12 protein-coding genes are annotated in these 16,335 nt (G+C 64.7%); 9 read left to right on the top strand and 3 right to left on the bottom strand.

Translation table 11 applies throughout. The features are described from left to right. Positions 1 to 223 precede the first annotated feature (223 nt). Entirely contained in the window at positions 224 to 2,479 is a 2,256-nt protein-coding gene (locus ABF990_RS13760; RefSeq protein ID WP_415500811.1) for an FUSC family protein, read from the top strand. A 148-nt stretch (positions 2,480 to 2,627) separates the two neighbouring features. On the opposite strand, the gene rpoH is transcribed toward ABF990_RS13760, so the two are convergent. Both rpoH and ABF990_RS13770 read right to left on the bottom strand, forming a co-directional pair. Further along, complete coding sequence (gene rpoH / locus ABF990_RS13765) at positions 2,628 to 3,515, bottom strand: RNA polymerase sigma factor RpoH (RefSeq protein WP_207846100.1); 888 nt, start codon at positions 3,513 to 3,515, stop codon at positions 2,628 to 2,630. Positions 3,516 to 3,833: 318 nt separating this feature from the next. Continuing rightward, positions 3,834 to 4,883 carry an RluA family pseudouridine synthase gene (locus tag ABF990_RS13770; RefSeq protein WP_415500817.1) on the bottom strand — a complete coding sequence of 350 codons (1,050 nt, stop codon included), beginning with the start codon at positions 4,881 to 4,883 and terminating at the stop codon, positions 3,834 to 3,836. A gap of 407 nt (positions 4,884 to 5,290) precedes the next feature. On the opposite strand from ABF990_RS13770, the gene ABF990_RS13775 reads away from it, so the two are divergent. Together ABF990_RS13775 and ABF990_RS13780 are read left to right on the top strand one after the other, a co-directional pair. Beyond that, positions 5,291 to 6,355: a FecCD family ABC transporter permease gene (locus ABF990_RS13775; RefSeq protein ID WP_415500810.1), complete on the top strand. Its 1,065-nt coding sequence runs from the start codon at positions 5,291 to 5,293 to the stop codon at positions 6,353 to 6,355. After that, on the top strand, positions 6,352 to 7,320 hold the full coding sequence (locus tag ABF990_RS13780; protein WP_415500809.1) for an ABC transporter ATP-binding protein: 969 nt from the start codon (positions 6,352 to 6,354) through the stop codon (positions 7,318 to 7,320). The genes ABF990_RS13775 and ABF990_RS13780 overlap by 4 nt, the downstream gene beginning before the upstream one ends. 70 nt (positions 7,321 to 7,390) lie before the next feature. Here ABF990_RS13780 and ABF990_RS13785 read toward each other — a convergent pair whose 3' ends face one another. Beyond that, entirely contained in the window at positions 7,391 to 8,851 is a 1,461-nt protein-coding gene (locus ABF990_RS13785; RefSeq protein ID WP_415500816.1) for a protein adenylyltransferase SelO, read from the bottom strand. A 508-nt stretch (positions 8,852 to 9,359) separates the two neighbouring features. Here ABF990_RS13785 and ABF990_RS13790 point away from each other — a divergent pair. The 6 genes from ABF990_RS13790 to hpxZ all read left to right on the top strand — a co-directional run bounded on the left by ABF990_RS13790 (position 9,360) and on the right by hpxZ (position 16,206). Then, positions 9,360 to 10,475, top strand: a complete 1,116-nt coding sequence (locus ABF990_RS13790) for a branched-chain amino acid aminotransferase (protein ID WP_415492164.1) — start codon at positions 9,360 to 9,362, stop codon at positions 10,473 to 10,475. Between the two features lie 131 nt (positions 10,476 to 10,606). After that, positions 10,607 to 11,089: a hypothetical protein gene (locus ABF990_RS13795; protein WP_415506650.1), complete on the top strand. Its 483-nt coding sequence runs from the start codon at positions 10,607 to 10,609 to the stop codon at positions 11,087 to 11,089. Positions 11,090 to 11,229: 140 nt separating this feature from the next. Next, the gene (gene polA, locus ABF990_RS13800; RefSeq protein WP_415501010.1) at positions 11,230 to 14,034 is read left to right on the top strand and encodes a DNA polymerase I; all 2,805 of its coding nucleotides are present in this window, start codon (positions 11,230 to 11,232) and stop codon (positions 14,032 to 14,034) included. 4 nt (positions 14,035 to 14,038) lie between these two features. Continuing rightward, positions 14,039 to 14,659 carry an SCO family protein gene (locus ABF990_RS13805; RefSeq protein WP_415501008.1) on the top strand — a complete coding sequence of 207 codons (621 nt, stop codon included), beginning with the start codon at positions 14,039 to 14,041 and terminating at the stop codon, positions 14,657 to 14,659. A 49-nt stretch (positions 14,660 to 14,708) separates the two neighbouring features. After that, positions 14,709 to 15,500 (top strand): lysophospholipid acyltransferase family protein, encoded by a 792-nt coding sequence (locus ABF990_RS13810; protein WP_415501009.1) that lies wholly within the window; start codon positions 14,709 to 14,711, stop codon positions 15,498 to 15,500. A 301-nt stretch (positions 15,501 to 15,801) separates the two neighbouring features. Next, on the top strand, positions 15,802 to 16,206 hold the full coding sequence (hpxZ, locus tag ABF990_RS13815) for an oxalurate catabolism protein HpxZ (RefSeq protein ID WP_415492504.1): 405 nt from the start codon (positions 15,802 to 15,804) through the stop codon (positions 16,204 to 16,206). The last annotated feature ends 129 nt before the right edge of the window (positions 16,207 to 16,335 follow it).

Consider the following 16,335-nt stretch of genomic DNA (forward strand, 5'->3'; position numbering starts at 1 on the left):
TACAGGCTACAGGCTACAGGCTACAGGCTACAGGCTACAGGCTACAGGCTACAGGCTACAGGTCTCCGCCATGCGGTATACTAAAACAAGCCATGTGCGGGCCGGGCACTGATTTTGTTTTCAGCGCTCTCACGAGAGCTTTATCGTGTTATAACTCAATCCTTCGCCTGTCGGATCGCCTCCGGTCGTCATGACCGGTTTTTTCAGGTTGCGCTCTTTATCAATGCCCAAAAACCCGCACGCCCTCCTTCGCCGGACCCGCCGTATTCTTGCGTTTCTGTCAGGCAGTCTCATGCCTGTGGCGGTAACACACTGGCTGGGTGTGCGCGCCATATCTGTCGCACCGGAACAGATCGCCCTGCGTGAAGGCCTGCGGGCCGGGGTGTCGGTCGGCTCTGTCATGCTGGTGGCGTGGTACCTGCATGCGCCGCTCATGGCCTGGGCAGCCTTTGCCGCCTTCTGGACCTGCCTGGTCGACCCTGGCGGCCTGCCCCGCGTAAGACTTGAAACCCAGATCAAATTCGGCCTGTCAGGCACAGTCATAACCGGGCTGCTGTCAACGGCCTCGGGGTTGGGGACGTTATGTGTCGTTCCCGCTTTGGGTGCGTGTGTCTTTGTGTGCGGCCTGCAACGCATGCGCGGCGCAATTGCAACGCAGATCAGCGTACTGGCGGCCATTGTCGCGGTGGTGGCGGTCTGTTACCCGCAATCCCCCATGGGCGGCCTGCATCTGGCAGGCATGTTCCTTTCGGGTTCCGTATGGGCCATGCTGGTCTGCACATTTGCTTGGCCGGTGGACCCCTATGCCCCGCAAAAACAGGCCTGTGCCGCCATATTCCGCGAACAGGCCCATATGGCTGGCAGACTGCGGAGCTTTCTGCTGGCCCGCCGCCCCCTGAACAGCCAGACACGCTATGCCGCCGTCAGCGCCTACAGGCGCGATATCCGCAACCGCATCGAACAGGCCCGCGCGAAAATCGAAATCCTGTCCGGGGGGCTGTCTTCCAGCCGGGCCCGCGCAAGTCTGCTGCCCGCGGTAGAAGCCGCCGATCGTATTTTTGTGGCGGTGATGGGGTTTGAGCACGCCGTGCTTTCAGGCACGCCTTCCGCCGGAGCACCGCGCGCCATCCGCCTTGTCACCGCGACCCTGAACCGCATCGCGCGCGAGATCGCCCGTACCGACCCCCGCCCCGAAAAACTGGACAGGCCTATCGATGTCCTGCGCGCTATCAGCGGCGGGCAGGCCGATATTTTCGCCAAAGGCGCGCGTTTATGCGCGGATGCCGTGGCCGACCTCCAGATTGCATGGCGGGACACCCCGCTGGACAGGCCCGCCCCACCCAAGGCCGCTGCCACCGCCACCACGGGACGACGGCCCCTGGCCCCGCCGCAGTTCATCCGCCATGCCACGCGCCTGACCGTTGCGGTGCTGGTCACATACGCCATCTCGCGCATTTTCGCCCTGTCCTATGCCTACTGGGCGCTGATGGCGGTGGTGGTCGTGACTCAGCCCAGTGCAAGCGCCACCCTGCCGCGCGCTCTTGAACGCATGGCCGGCAGCATAGCGGGGGGTATTCTGGCCGCCATCATGGGAGTGGCGTTGCCGCTGCCGGTCATTCTGGTGCTGATCTTCCCGCTTGCCACCCTTACCATTGCGCTGCGCAGCGTGAACTACACAGCCTGCGTCATGTTCATGACCCAGCTTTTCGTGCTGGTGACAGACCTTGTCAGCACCACCCATGGGTGGGATGTCGCCCTGTCGCGCGCGACCGACAATATTATCGGCAGTCTGATAGGGCTTGTCGCCTGCCTGACGGTCTGGCCGGAAAAACGCGCCGCCACCCTGCCCGTGCTGCTGGGCCGCGCCTTTGACGCCAATGTCGCTTACGCGGCACTGGCCGCCCGGACCGAAAAGGCCGGTTGGGGCGAAATCGAACAGGCCCGCAGAAAAGCTGGAACCACCTCCACCCAGGCTGAAATCCTGTACCAGCAGACCTGTCTTGAGGGGTTGCGCCGTTCGACCTACCTGAAAAGCTGCGGTGATCTCCTGTTCGAACTGCGCCAGCTTGCCGGGGCAGCCAGTGTGTGGTGGCTGGAACACGCAGGCACACCCATGCCTGCAAGCCTTGCCTCCGCACCCAAGGCCGGGCTGGACCAGAACGGCACCGTCCCCCCGGAGGCGGCCGCTACCGATGTGGCACCCGATACGACTGACATTGTGCAACAGGCCGCGCCTGCCCCGGGCACGGTACCGCAAGGCAGCACGCCACGGAACGCGGCAGAGGTGGACCGTTCATCGTCCGATCTGGAAGCGGGTGCTGACAACGACCCGCTCCGGGCGTCGCGGCAGGAACGTGCGCGCCGTTATGCGGCGTTCGAACGCGAACGGGCGGATACACCCACTGAACTGACACCGGCAGAACTGGCAACCATGCTCACCCGCCTGCGCGCGATAGAGCAGGACCTCGCACTCAGCTAAAATCACCCCGCAGTAACGGACCGATGCTCAATACGAGCACTGCTCGGCGCTGATACCGGGGCGCGGTTAAACCACCTGCACGGATTAAGCAGAAAAACGCAGCCTCACCCGTCAGGTGCGGAGAAACGAAAGGATAGCCTGGAGGGAGTCACCCCTCCAGGGCGGCATTACGCCTTGCATCCACTTCTTTTTTCATGGCGGCCTGCACTTTTTCAAAAGCGCGGACTTCGATCTGGCGCACCCGCTCGCGGGAAATGCCATATTCCTGCGCCAGATCTTCCAGCGTGGCAGGTTCGTCCTGCAGGCGGCGTTCAGTAAAAATGCGCCGCTCGCGTTCGTTCAGCGTTTCCAGCGCATTGGCCAGCAACGCCTTGCGCCCGGACATTTCCTCCGCCTCGGCGTAAGTTTCTTCCTGGTTGTGCTGGTCGTCCACCAGCCGGTCCTGCCATTCACTGTCCTGATCGGCCTTGAGCGGCGCGTTCAGGCTGTGATCGGGGGCGGCCATGCGGCGGTTCATGTCCACCACATCCTGCTCGGACACGCCCAGCGTGGTTGCGATCTTGCTGACATGTTCGGGCTGGAGGTCGCCCTCTTCCAGCGCCTGGATCTGGCCCTTGACGCGACGCAGGTTGAAAAACAGCTTTTTCTGCGCGGCCGTGGTGCCCATTTTCACAAGCGACCAGCTATGCAGGATGTATTCCTGAATGGCCGCGCGAATCCACCACATGGCGTAGGTGGCCAGACGGAAACCCTTTTCCGGGTCGAACCGCTTGACGGCCTGCATCATGCCGATATTGCCTTCGCTGATGAGTTCGTTCACCGGCAGGCCATAGCCACGATAGCCCATGGCAATCTTGGCAACCAGCCGCAGATGCGACGTAACCAGCTTGTGCGCGGCCTTTACATCGCCTTTGTCATGCCAAAGGCGGGAAAGTTTGAGTTCTTCCTCGGGGGTGAGGATCGGATATTTGCGTATTTCCTGCAGGTACCTTGAAAGGTTGCTTTCAGGCCCAACATCGATAACGGAAGATACCATGTGCTGACTCCTCCTCTGTGCTGAAAACTCCCTGCGGGGCGTTTGGTTCCTGTGTCACCACAGCACCCCCCATAATCATGGAGGCAAGTTCCTGCACGTCATGGACTATATGGACGTCTCCTTCCGTTCACCCTCGGCTGAGCAGCGAACAGGAACAGACCGCCCCTTCATCGTCTTCTAACAAACAAATGATGAAGGAAGCGTATGGAGGGTGCGCCCCAACCATGGCCCCTGTCAAGAAAACCACCCTGAGCCCGCCCCGGCGCGCCGTTTTTCAGGACTGATATGGTCCTCTTTATAGCGCGACTCGAAAAACCGTCAGGACCGGGTCGTGGCATCGCCCCCGGACAGGGCCACGCGCAGGGCCTGCATATCCTCGGGCATGGGGGTTTCGAACAGCAGGTTCTCACCCGTGCGGGGATGGGTGAAGCCAAGCCGGGCCGCATGCAAGGCCTGACGGGAAAAATCCAGTGCGGCACCGCGCGCACCGGCCTCCAGCCCCTTTGCCGCCGCCGGAATGCGACGCAGATACAGTGGGTCCCCGATCAGCGGATGGCCATTGGCTGAAAAATGCACCCGGATCTGGTGGGTGCGGCCAGTGGCCAGGCGGCATTCCACCAGAGCCGCCGCGGAACCGAAACATTCGAGCGTGCGGTAACGTGTCAGCGCCCATTTGCCGCCGCGCGGGGTCAGCGCCATGCGCTTGCGGTCGCGCTTGTCGCGCCCGATCGCCCCTTCGTATTCCCCGCTGGCCGGGGCGGGCAGGCCCCATGCAAAGGCCAGATAGCACCGGTCTATCCGCCGCTGGGCAAAATCTTCCGACAGGGCCAGATGCGCCAGCTCGGTCTTGGCCACCACCATCACCCCGGACGTATCCTTGTCCAGCCGGTGGACGATCCCCGGCCTGCGTTCGCCACCGATCCCCTGCAGGCTGGCGCCGCAATGGGCGATCAGACCGTTGACCAGGGTGCCTGTCTCGTTCCCCGGCGCCGGATGCACGACCAGGCCTGCGGGCTTGTCCAGCACGATCAGGTCGTCATCCTCGTACAGCATGGTAAAGGCGACGTTCTCGCCTTCGGGCGTGGCGGGGGCTGCCGGGGGCACCTCCAGCAAAAGCCGCATGCCCGCGCGCACGGGTGCCGCCGGTTCGCGCAGGGGCTGGCCATTGCAGTGCAGATGCCCGGCCTCGATCAGGCCCTTGATACGCGAGCGCGACAGCGCCTGAAACCGGGTCTGGGCCTGCAGGTGCTCACTGGCGGCGACCGTGTGCTGGATGGCATCGGCCAGATAGCGGTCGACGCGTTCGCCCGCCCGGGCCTGCTCCACCGTAAAGGACAGCGCGCCGGACTGGTCGCATGCCGGACGCAAGGGATCGTCTGACGGGGTATGACTCTGGGGCAAACGCGGTTTGTCTCGCTGCGATAAAGGTGGAAAAGACAGGGTGTGTACAAACCATTTTACCCCATACCGTCAAGCATGACGCCAGCTTTCGCACACGCGCCAGCACAAGCCATGCACAGGAAGCCCTTTTCTCCGGCCCGCAACTGCCGCAATCATACGACAGTCATGACAGTATACGCCCCACCCCACCGACACCCACCCCGCCGGAACGCACGCAAACGGCAAAGCCTCCGCTGCGGCAGGCCCGGCCATGGGGCCGGGTCCATGGATCGGGCCGGGCCTTGGTCGGGATACCCGTCTGGGCATTCATCCGGGCACTTTTCCGGGGGCCGCACGCCAGTCCACCACGCGGCGCCAACGCGGGCCGTAATCTGATGGGGAACGGTTCCGCCACCTTGTCCCCCCAGGCTGTCAGGCAGGCCTACGCCACGGCATTGCGGCGCAGGCTGGGGGTGCTGGGGGGGCTCTGTCTGGCCCTGCTACTGTCCCTTGTGGCGGATATTGCCGTAGGCCCGGCCATGCTGTCCCCCACCGCCCTGATCCGCGCCTTGCTGTTTTCCGCCGATACCCCGCCCGAAACCGCGCTGATCCTGTGGCAGATCCGCCTGCCCTACGCGCTTATGGCCGCCTGCGTGGGCGCGGCCCTCGGGCTGGCCGGGGCGGAAATGCAGACCGTTCTGGCCAACCCGCTGGCAAGCCCGTTTACATTGGGCACGTCGGCGGCGGGCGCTTTCGGGGCGTCCCTTGCCATTGTGCTGGACTGGCATGTCGGCGGGCTGCCACAGGGCTGGCTGGTGGCGGGCTGCGCGTTCGCGTTCGCCGTGATGGGGGTGATTGCCCTTGACCTGCTTACCCGCCTGCGCCCGACCGATAGCAGCACCGTCATTCTATGCGGCGTGGCCCTTGTTTTCTGCTTTCAGGCCCTTGTCGCTCTCATGCAGTTCATCGCCAGCGAGGACACGTTGCAGGACCTTGTCTTCTGGACGCTGGGCAGCCTGAACCGCGCCACATGGGCCAGCATTGCCCTGCTGGGGCTGGGCCTTGTCTGTGTCACGCCCTTTTCACTGCGCGCCGCCTGGGGGCTGACCGTGCTGCGCATGGGGGAAGACCGGGCAGCAAGTCTGGGTGTGGACGTACCCCGCCTGCGCCGCGCGGCCCTGCTGCGTATCTGCCTGCTAAGCGCACTGGCCGTGGCGTTTGTGGGCATTATCGGTTTTATCGGGTTGGTGGCCCCGCATATCGCCCGCAGGCTTGTGGGGGAAGACCACAGGTTCTACCTGCCAGCCAGCCTGCTTGGCGGGGCATTCATACTCTCCACCGCAGCGCTTGTGGCCCGTGTGCTGGTGCCTGGCGTGGTGGTGCCAACCGGGATCGTGACGGCACTGGTGGGCATTCCGTTCTTTCTGGCCATTATTCTCAAACGCCAGAACTCGGCATGAACACACACCCAACCACCGAAGGACCTGTCCCCGCCGGAAAAAATACGGGTCTTGTGGCGCGGAACCTGCATGTCAGCCATGGCAGGCGGGATGTGCTCCACGGCATGACGGTCGGGCCATTCCTGCCCGGCACACTCAGCGCGATCCTTGGCCCCAATGGCAGCGGCAAGTCGACCCTGCTGCGCGCACTGAGCGGATTGGTGCCCCTGCGCGGCACTGTAACGCTCGATGGCCATGATCTGGCCCGGCTACGCCTGCCCGCGCGTTCGCAGCGCTGCCTTTACCTGCCGCAAAGCCTGCCCGAACCCATGCAGATCACGGTGATCGAGGCCATGATGGCCGCCCGCCATGCCACACCCCAGTCTGCCATGCACCTGCCTGGCCCCACGCCGAACCGCGCAGACGCCGAACCGCGCAAGGGTGACGGAAATGGCAGCGGCGCGGCAGATAACGCTCCGTGCAGCGCAGGAACCGACACGGGAGCCAGCCTGCAGGTAACCGCCACGAACGGGCCGGACGCAGCCCTTGCCTGGCTGGGTCACGTCGGTATAGCCAATCTGGCCATGCGCAGCCTGCGCGAACTCTCGGGCGGGCAACGCCAGCTGGTGGGGCTGGCGCAGGCACTCAGCCGCAGACCCCGGGCCCTGCTGCTGGATGAACCGCTGAGCGCGCTTGACCCATACTACCAGCACAGGGTCATGGACCTGCTGGCGGATGAAGCGCGACAGAGCGGGCTGATCGTGGTCATGGTGCTGCATGACCTGAACATGGCCCTGGCCCGCTGCGCCAATGCCAGCGTACTGCATGACGGGCACATGGCCGCATCCGGCCCGACAGCACAGATATTGACCCCCGACCTCATGCGCCGTGTCTATGGTATCGAGGCCTGCCTTGATACCGGCGCCCATGGGCAGCGCTTCATCAGCGTGCGGGGCGTGGCCCGGCCCACCACCACCCAAGCCTGAACGGCGCGCCGCGCCGACACACCGCGTTACGAAGGGATAGGTGACGGGGGCCGCGCCTGCCGCGCGGTGTTCAGGTTCCGCAATAGGTGTAGCGCACACGTTCGTCCGGCGTGGGCGGGGCGGCATAACGGTCGCGCCCCGGCTGATGCTCGTAGGGGTTCGCCAGCACGGCCAACATTTCCCTGAAGGGGGCGTCATCATCATGTTCGATGGCGGCGGCGATCATGGCCTCCACCAGATGATTGCGCGGAATATAGCACGGGTTAACGCTTCGCATGCGCGCGGCCCTGTCGTGCGGCGCGGCCTGCCCGCCCTGCGCAAGACGTTGCCGCCATTGTGCAAGCCAGGGTGCGAAGGCTTCGGCCACAGGCTGCGGCCAGTCGGCCGGGGTCGCGCCCTGCAGAACTGCTTCGTGGCTGAGCGCGCGGAAGGTATTGGTAAAGTCGGACTGCGTGGCCTGCATGGTTTGCAGCAGGGTATGGAACAGGGTTTCGTCCTGTTCGGCCTCGCCCTCAAGCCCCAGCTTGGCGCGCATGCCTGCGAAATACGCGTCGTGAAAGCGGGCATGGAAACCGGCAAGAACCTGCTGCGCGTGTTCCACGGCCCTGTCCTCGTCCTCGGACAGGAGGGGGAGCAGCGCCTCGGCCAGACGGGTCAGGTTCCACAGCGCGATGCTGGGCTGGTTGGTATAGGCATAGCGCCCGTGTTCGTCGATGAAGCTGAACACCGTGGCGGGGTCATACTGGTCCATGAACGCGCAGGGACCGTAATCGATCGTCTCGCCCGAAACGGCCATGTTGTCCGTGTTCATCACGCCATGGATAAAGCCTATGAGCATCCACCGCGCCACAAGGGCTGCCTGCGCGGCCACGACGGACTCCAGAAACGCCAGATAGGGGTGTTCGGCCCGGGCGGCGTCTGGCGCATGGCGGGCCATAGCGAAGTCGGCCAGCAGGCGCAGGCCCGCCACATCCTGCCTGGCCGCGAAATACTGGAACGTACCGACCCGGATATGGCTTGCCGCCACCCGCACGATCATGCCGCCGGGCAACGGTTTTTCCCGCATGACCGTCTCGCCCGTGCGCAGGGCCGCCAGCGCGCGCGTGGTGGGCACACCCAGTGCTGCCATGCTTTCGCTCAGCAGGTATTCGCGCAGCACAGGCCCCAGTGCCGCGCGACCGTCCCCCCGGCGAGAAAACGCCGTGCGCCCCGACCCCTTGATCTGGATTTCGCGCTCATGGCCGTGACTGTCGCGCACATCCCCCAGCAGCAGGGCGCGCCCATCCCCCAGGCGGGAGACAAAATGCCCGAACTGGTGCCCGGCATAAGCCAGAGCCAGAGGCCGCACGCCCGGCGGCATATGGCTGGCCGAAAGCATGGCCAGCCCCTCCGGCCCGGTCAGCCAGTCCGCATCCAGCCCGAGTTCCGCCGCCAGTGGACGGTTGAGATGCACAAGCCGCGCATCCGCCACGGGCGTCAGTTCTGGCGGGGCGTAAAAGCGTTCGGGCAGGCCGTCATAACTCTGGCGCATGTCCCCCCAAGGGGCTGCAAGCCGCCTTTGGGGCACGATTTCGGACGGTTTTTCAAGATGTTGGTCAGCTTGTGGCATTGTGGTCCACCTCATGAACACGAAACAGGCCGAAGCACGGCCCGGGCAATACTGCCCGCACAGACCCGCACGCAGGAAAGCCCGCATGCCAACCGCAGGCGGCAATCCGCTGCCCTGACCGGTGGCATCAGTCGGCCGTACCCGGTCGCCCGCCAGTGGATCAATGAGCCGGGCCGCCAGTCGTCGGGCTTACCAGTCGGGCCTGTCCATCGGTCTTTCGACCTGTTCACCCTGTCTGGCACAGGCGGGCCGAACATGATAGGGAAGAGCACCGCCGGGCGTATCCCCGACATGCTCTTTCCCCGACAGGGTCTTTGAGCTGGCAGGTCCATGCGCGCCATGCCCGCCGAGCATAATGCCCTGCCGCCAACCGTGCTACGGCACAGCCGGACCCTGCCCCGGTACCAGTGCCGCGGAGACACCAGAACCGATGACCACCGCCCCTGACACGGCCCTTGAGACAGCCTTCAAGATCACACGCAAGACAGACGGCATTTCGGCCGCTGAACGTGAACGCATTGTGGCCGACCCCGGTTTCGGCCGTGCTTTTACGGACCACATGGCTGTCATTACCTATACGGAAGGCAGGGGCTGGCACTCGGCTGAAATTCTGCCCCGCCAGCCGCTGCAACTGGACCCTGCCGCATCGGTCCTGCATTACGCGCAGGAAATTTTCGAGGGCATGAAGGCCTACCGCGCGCCCGACGGCGGCATTCTGCTGTTCCGCCCCGAAGCCAATGCCCGCCGGTTCCAGAAATCGGCCGAGCGCATGGCCATGGCGCAACTGCCCGAAGACCTGTTCCTTGAGGCCGTGGACCAGCTCGTCACCATCGATCAGGCATGGGTGCCCCAGCCCGGCGTTGGCACCCTGTATATCCGCCCGTTCATGATCGCGACCGAAGCGGCGCTGGGTGTGAAGCCGTCGGCCGAATTCAAGTTCATTGTCATTGCCTGTGCCGCGGGAGAATATTTCTCGTCCGACGCGGGGGCGGTTTCGGTGTGGGTGGAAGAAAATTCCGTCCGGGCGTCACGCGGGGGCACGGGCATTGCCAAATGCGGGGGCAATTACGCCGCCAGCCTGACCGCCCAGATGGAAGGCAAGGCCCATGGCTGCCACCAGGTGCTGTTTCTGGACGCAGAGGAACGCCGCTGGCTTGAAGAAATGGGCGGCATGAATGTCATGATGGTGTTCGAGGACGGCACGCTGGTCACGCCTCCGCTGGACAGCGGCACCATCCTGCATGGCATTACCCGGGATTCGCTGCTGACACTCGCGCGTGACACCGGCCTTGCAGTCAGGGAAGAACGCTACGCGATCGACCAGCTTTATGCCGACGCGAACGCGGGCCGCCTGAAGGAAGTGTTCGCCTGCGGCACCGCCGCCGTCGTCACCCCCATCGGCACGTTCAAAAGTGCTCAGGGCGAATGCACCATTGGAGACGGCAAAAGCACGGGCCCCGTTACCGCGACCCTGCGCCAGACCCTGTGCGACATCCAGTTCGGCCGCACGAACGACCCGCATGGCTGGGTCAAGCGGGTCGTCTGATCTCTGCCCAAGGCCCCATGCCGCCCCACTGCCGTGGGGCCTGCATGGGTTGTCAGGGATCGGATCAGCAGGCAGGGTCATAAAGACAGGGCCAGCACGATCAGGGCCGTTCCTTCACCCGGAGATGAAACATGGCACTCCCCTTGACACCTATGACGCGGGCAGCGGCTCTTTTCCTGGCACTGGGCCTGCTGCCGTCCTGCGAAAGCGCGCGTGACCGGACACTGGCGAAGGAAGACCATCTGGCGGCGGCGGGTTTTGCCTTCCAGCCCGCCAACACGCCCGAGCGCCAGGCCATGCTGAACCGCCTGCCTGCCCACCGTTTTGTCACCCGCATGCGGGACGGACAGCCCTTTTACATCTATTCCGACCCTGCCGTGTGCGACTGCCTGTATGTGGGGGACCAGAGCGCCTATGCCCGCTACCAGCAATACCGCCAGGCCAAAGCCCTTGCCGACGAACAGCAGTTTACGGCCATGGAATACCAGGATGCCTCATGGAACTGGGGGGCCTGGGGGCCATGGGGTGGCGGCCCGTGGGTCGGGCGCGGGTGGTATGGCTGGAATCCGTCCTGGGGCAACTGGGACCCCGGCATGGGGCCTGTCGGCTGGTAACGTCCGGCCACCCCGGATAACCCCATGCGGGACAACCTCACGCTGGACAACATGACGCAAGCCGCATATCCCCAGACAATGCTGACCGAGACGATGCCGGGCGCACGCCCCACCCCCGCCCGCCCTGTACTGGCCTGACCATGAACCAGACCCCGCATCTGGTGCTGGTGGATGGCAGTGGCTTCATCTTCCGCGCCTTTCACGCCCTCCCGCCCATGACGAACCCCGAGGGCGTGCCGGTCAACGCGGTCTACGGGTTTACCAACATGCTGGCGCGGCTGCTGCGTGACCATACCGGCACACATCTGGCCGTGCTGTTCGACGCGTCCCGGCAGACTTTCCGCTCGGAAATCTATCCGCAGTACAAAGCCCACCGCCCCGACCCGCCCGAAGACCTGCGCCCCCAGTTCAGCCTCATCCGCGACGCGACGGAAGCCTTCGGCGTGCCCGGCATAGAACTGCCCGGCTGGGAGGCGGACGACCTGATCGCCTCCTACGCCACGGCCATCCGCGCGGCGGGGGGCACCTGCACCATTATCTCGTCCGACAAGGACCTGATGCAGCTTGTGGGGCCGGGCGTGTGCATGCTCGACCCCATTCGCCAGACACCCATAGGCCCGGCGGAAGTCGAGGCCAAATTCGGCGTACCGCCGGAAAAAGTGGTGGACGTGCAGGCCCTGATGGGAGACCCCACGGACAACGTGCCCGGCGTGCCCGGAATCGGCCCCAAAACGGCATCCGCCCTGGTGTGCGAGTTCGGGAACCTGGAGGCGGTGCTGAACGCCGCCCCGGACATGAAAAAATCGAAACGCCGCGACATGCTGATCGAGCATGCGCAGGCCGCACGCGTGTCCATGCAGCTCGTCACCCTCGCGCGGGATGTGCCCCTGCCCGTACCGCTCGAAGACCTGCCCACGCGTGAGCCTGACATGCCGGTGCTGGCCGAATGGCTGGACCGCATGGGCTTTCGTTCCGTGCTGGCGCGCATGGGCGGGGGCCAGACATCGGGCAGCCAGCCGCACCGCGCTGCCCGTGCCACAGCCCATGCCAGCGCGAACGGCCACCAGCCCGCACCGGCGACAGCCCCCGCCAGCCCGGCAGGGCAGGTGCTGGCGGCCCCCTACCACGAGTACGAAACCGTCCGCACCGCCGAAGCCCTGCAAAAATGGGTGAGCATGGCCCAGGAAGCAGGGCTGTGCGCGGTCGACACCGAAACCGACGGGCTGGACCCGCTTTGCGCCAACCTTGTCGGGTTTTCGCTCTGCCCGGCACCGGGTCAGGCCTGTTACGTTCCGCTCCGGCACGAAGGCACGCTGGAAGCCCCGGCAGGTGAACAGCTTGAGGCATCCGCCGCCCTGCACCTGCTGCGCCCGCTGCTGGAAGACGATACGGTTCTCAAAATCTTCCATAACGCCAAGTTTGACCTGCTGGTGCTGGACCATGCCGGGCTGGCGCTGGATACGATCGGCCCCGTGGATGACACGATGCTGATCTCCTACAGCCAGTCCGCCGGTCTGCACGGCCAGGGCATGGACGAACTGTCGGCCCTGCACCTCAACCACACACCCATTTCCTACGACAGCGTGACCGGCACGGGGCGCAACCGTATTCCCTTCGCTCAGGTGCCTGTGGACACCGCCACCCGGTACGCCGCCGAGGATACGGATGTCACGCTACGGCTGTGGCATGTGCTGCACCCCGCCCTGCGCCCCAACCAGGCTCTGGCCCTGTATGAACAGGTGGAACGCCCCTTGGCCCCGGTGCTGGCCCGTATGGAAAAAACGGGCATTGCCGTGGACCGCGCGGAACTTGCACGCCTGTCAACGGATTTTGAAACCCGCATGAAGGACATGGAACGCGGCATTTACGATGCGGCGGGCCGGGAATTCAATATCGGCTCGCCCAAGCAGCTGGGCGAAATCCTGTTTGACGAAATGGGGCTGAAGGGCGGCAAACGCGGCAAGGCCGGAGCATGGAGCACCGATTCCTCCGTCCTGCAGGATCTGGCGGACCAGGGGCATGACCTGCCTGTACGCATCCTGGACTGGCGACAGCTTGCAAAACTGAAATCCACCTATACCGACGCGCTGCTGCGCCAGACCGATGCGCAGAGCCGGGTGCATACGTCCTTCCAGATGGCGATCACCACCACGGGGCGGCTGTCCTCCACCGAGCCGAACCTGCAGAACATTCCCGTCCGCACGGAAGAAGGCACGCGCATCCGCCGCGCCTTTGTCGCCCCCGAAGGCCGCCGCCTGATCTCGGCCGACTATTCCCAGATCGAGTTGCGCCTTCTGGCCGACGTGGCCGACATACCGGCCCTGCGCGAGGCCTTTCACCTTGGGCAGGACATTCACGCCCGCACGGCGTCAGAAGTGTTCGCCATCCCGCTCGAGGGCATGGACCCGCTGACCCGCCGCCGGGCCAAGGCCATCAATTTCGGGATCATCTACGGGATTTCGGCCTTCGGGCTGAGCAAGCAGCTTGGCATTCCCGCAGGGGAGGCACGCAGCTATATCGATGCGTATTTCGCGCGCTATCCCGGCATACGCGACTATATGGAACGCATGAAGGAACAGGCCCAGCGCACCGGCTATGTGCTGACCCCCTTTGGGCGCCGCTGCTTTGTGCCGGGCATTCAGGAAAAAAGTGCCGCGCGCCGGCAATATGCCGAACGCCAGGCCATTAACGCGCCCCTGCAGGGCGGGGCGGCCGACATTATCAAGCGCGCCATGGTCCGCCTGCCCGCGGCCCTGAACGCCGCAGGCCTTGAAACCGCGCGCATGGTGTTGCAGGTCCATGACGAACTGCTGTTCGAAGCCGATACGCATGAGGCCGAGGCCGTCGCTGAAATCGCAAGAACCGTCATGGCGGACGCGGCACGCCTGTCGGTGCCGCTGGTCGTGGAAACCGGCATAGGCCAGAACTGGGCGGAGGCACATTGACCCCATGACACCGGCAGGAAAACGCGCCTTACTGATTTCGGGCGCCATTATCGCCCTTGCGGGGGCTGGCAGCTACGCGGCCACACGCTATGCGCTGCACCACAAGCTGACGCTGGACAGCTACGGCAATGCCGTGGGCGGGTCGTTCCGGCTGATGGATTCCACCACCGGCACCATGACCGACCAGACCTTCAAGGGGCGCTGGATGGTGGTGCTGTTCGGGGCCACGCACTGCGCGGACGAAGCCTGCGTGCCAGCCATGCAGGCCATGACCACGGCCCTGAACGCGGTAGACCCCGGCGGGCGCAAGGCCGTGATCATATTTGTCAGCCTGGACCCCGATCGTGACGATGCCGAACGCCTGCGCCAGTACGGCGAAAGCATTAGCCCGCGTGTGGTGGCCGGAACGGCGGCCCCCTTCGCCCTGGCCGATCTGGCGAAGGAATACCACGCCCCCATCGAACGCGTGAACGACCCCGAATGGACCTATGCCATGCGCATGTCACCGCAATTCGTGGTCATGGACCCGCAGACCCGCTACCGTGGCACGGTCGACGCCCATGCGGACGCCGCCACCATGACCGAGGCCCTGCGCACGATCATGGCCACGACTGCGGACAAATAAGTCTTTTCACCCTGCCGTCATCCGTTTTGCGGAACTGCGTGGCCCGTCCATGTCCCTCCTGTCCTCCCTGAACGCCAGCATGCGGTTTTATGTCTCCCTTGCCGTAACGGGGTGCATTTTCCTGTGCCTGGATGCGGGTTCTTTCCTGCTGCGCCGGGTACTGCCCGAAGGGGCCGCCCGCAGGCGCGCGGGCCAGCGCTGGCTATATGCCATGTCGCGCCTGGCCATACGCTACCTGCAGACCGCAGGCATTGTGCAATGTGACCTCAGAGCGCTTCAGACACTGGCGGGGCAGCAGCATGTGGTGCTGGTGGCCAACCACCCATCCCGCATGGACAGTCTCATCCTTGCCTCCGCCCTGCCCCACCTGTCCTGCGTGACCAAGGCCTCAATCTGGGAAAGGTCGGTACTGGGCAGCACCCTGCGCACGGCAGGCTATATCCGGCACGACACGCTGCTGCGCGTGATCGGCCCGGCCTCCGAACGGCTGGCCGAGGGCTGCCAGCTTCTGCTTTTTCCCGAAGGTACACGCTCGCGCGCGGGCAATGCACCGGGGGCCATGCAGCCCGGTTTTGCCGCCATTGCCCAACGCACCCGCGCCACAGTACAGGTGCTGCTGATCGAGACGGATTCCCCCTACCTGTCGCAGGGCTGGCCGTTTCTTAAACGCCCGCCATTGCCCATGCACTATACCGTCAAGGCCGGGCCGCGCTTTGCCGCCCCCGCGCGGGATGAGGCGAGCGGGCGGGCCCTGGTCGACACCGTGGAAAGCTGGCTGAATACGGCCCTGACCGACACCAGCCCCCAGCCCCCACCCACAGTGCATGAAACTACGACGTAAAGCTGACACCACGGCCCTGCTGACCGCCAGCCGGATATGCGGGCTGTGCGTGCCCAAGCCGGAAAAACCTTTCAGGGGCGTTGCTGCACAAGACCGGAGGGTGCGCGCAATTTGGCAACGCGTGAGTGCTTTTTTTGTTTTTGAGAGAACGGTAAAAACCGGCCTATAGTTTTTGGCATATTCGGTCGGTGCGTCGTCGCACGCCATGTACCCGGCCACTCATTCGGTCTTTTCTGAAGACCCGCTTACCAGCTCCCGTCCCTTGCCACCAAAAGGGAAAGAACCATAACCAAGGTCGCCCATGACATTTGACGATGCCCAAACCCTGCACGACGTCACCCTGTGCGCCGATGCCTACGAAAAAGCGCTGGCCGATAATGACCTGCAGGCCCTTGACGCCATGTTCTGGGACGGGCCGCAGACCGTGCGCTACGGCGTGGGCGAAAACCTGTACGGCGCGGCTGAAATCGCGGCATTCCGGCGGGCACGGAGCGGTGGCTCGCCCCCGCGCACGGTGCTGCGCCGCGTCGTGACCCCCATCGGCACGGACAGTGCTGTCGTCAGTCTCGAATTCCGGCGCGACGGTTCGACCCGCACGGGTCGGCAGATGCAGACCTGGGTGCGCACGCCGCAGGGCTGGAAAATTCTGGCAGCCCACGTCTCGCTCATGGCCGAACAGCCCGAAACCCGGCGCCCCGCCCTGTAAGCAGCCGCAACACAGCCACACACAGCACCTGAATAACCAGCCCGACACTCCGGCCCACACCACGGAACCTGCCCGCCATGCCCCAGCCCCCCACCAGGTGCGCCCGGATTGGCCTTAACACCATATGGG

This window comes from Acetobacter sp. (assembly GCF_047723915.1).
Taxonomy (GTDB): Bacteria; Pseudomonadota; Alphaproteobacteria; order Acetobacterales; family Acetobacteraceae; genus Acetobacter.

Coding starts and splice junctions, on each gene's coding strand:
- ABF990_RS13760 (WP_415500811.1), top strand. CDS start 224: ATGCCCAAAAACCCGCACGCCCTCCTTCGCCGGACCCGCCGTATTCTT.
- rpoH (WP_207846100.1), bottom strand. CDS start 3,515: ATGGTATCTTCCGTTATCGATGTTGGGCCTGAAAGCAACCTTTCAAGG.
- ABF990_RS13775 (WP_415500810.1), top strand. CDS start 5,291: ATGGGGAACGGTTCCGCCACCTTGTCCCCCCAGGCTGTCAGGCAGGCC.
- ABF990_RS13780 (WP_415500809.1), top strand. CDS start 6,352: ATGAACACACACCCAACCACCGAAGGACCTGTCCCCGCCGGAAAAAAT.
- ABF990_RS13785 (WP_415500816.1), bottom strand. CDS start 8,851: ATGCGCCAGAGTTATGACGGCCTGCCCGAACGCTTTTACGCCCCGCCA.
- ABF990_RS13790 (WP_415492164.1), top strand. CDS start 9,360: ATGACCACCGCCCCTGACACGGCCCTTGAGACAGCCTTCAAGATCACA.
- ABF990_RS13795 (WP_415506650.1), top strand. CDS start 10,607: ATGGCACTCCCCTTGACACCTATGACGCGGGCAGCGGCTCTTTTCCTG.
- polA (WP_415501010.1), top strand. CDS start 11,230: ATGAACCAGACCCCGCATCTGGTGCTGGTGGATGGCAGTGGCTTCATC.
- ABF990_RS13805 (WP_415501008.1), top strand. CDS start 14,039: ATGACACCGGCAGGAAAACGCGCCTTACTGATTTCGGGCGCCATTATC.
- ABF990_RS13810 (WP_415501009.1), top strand. CDS start 14,709: ATGTCCCTCCTGTCCTCCCTGAACGCCAGCATGCGGTTTTATGTCTCC.
- hpxZ (WP_415492504.1), top strand. CDS start 15,802: ATGACATTTGACGATGCCCAAACCCTGCACGACGTCACCCTGTGCGCC.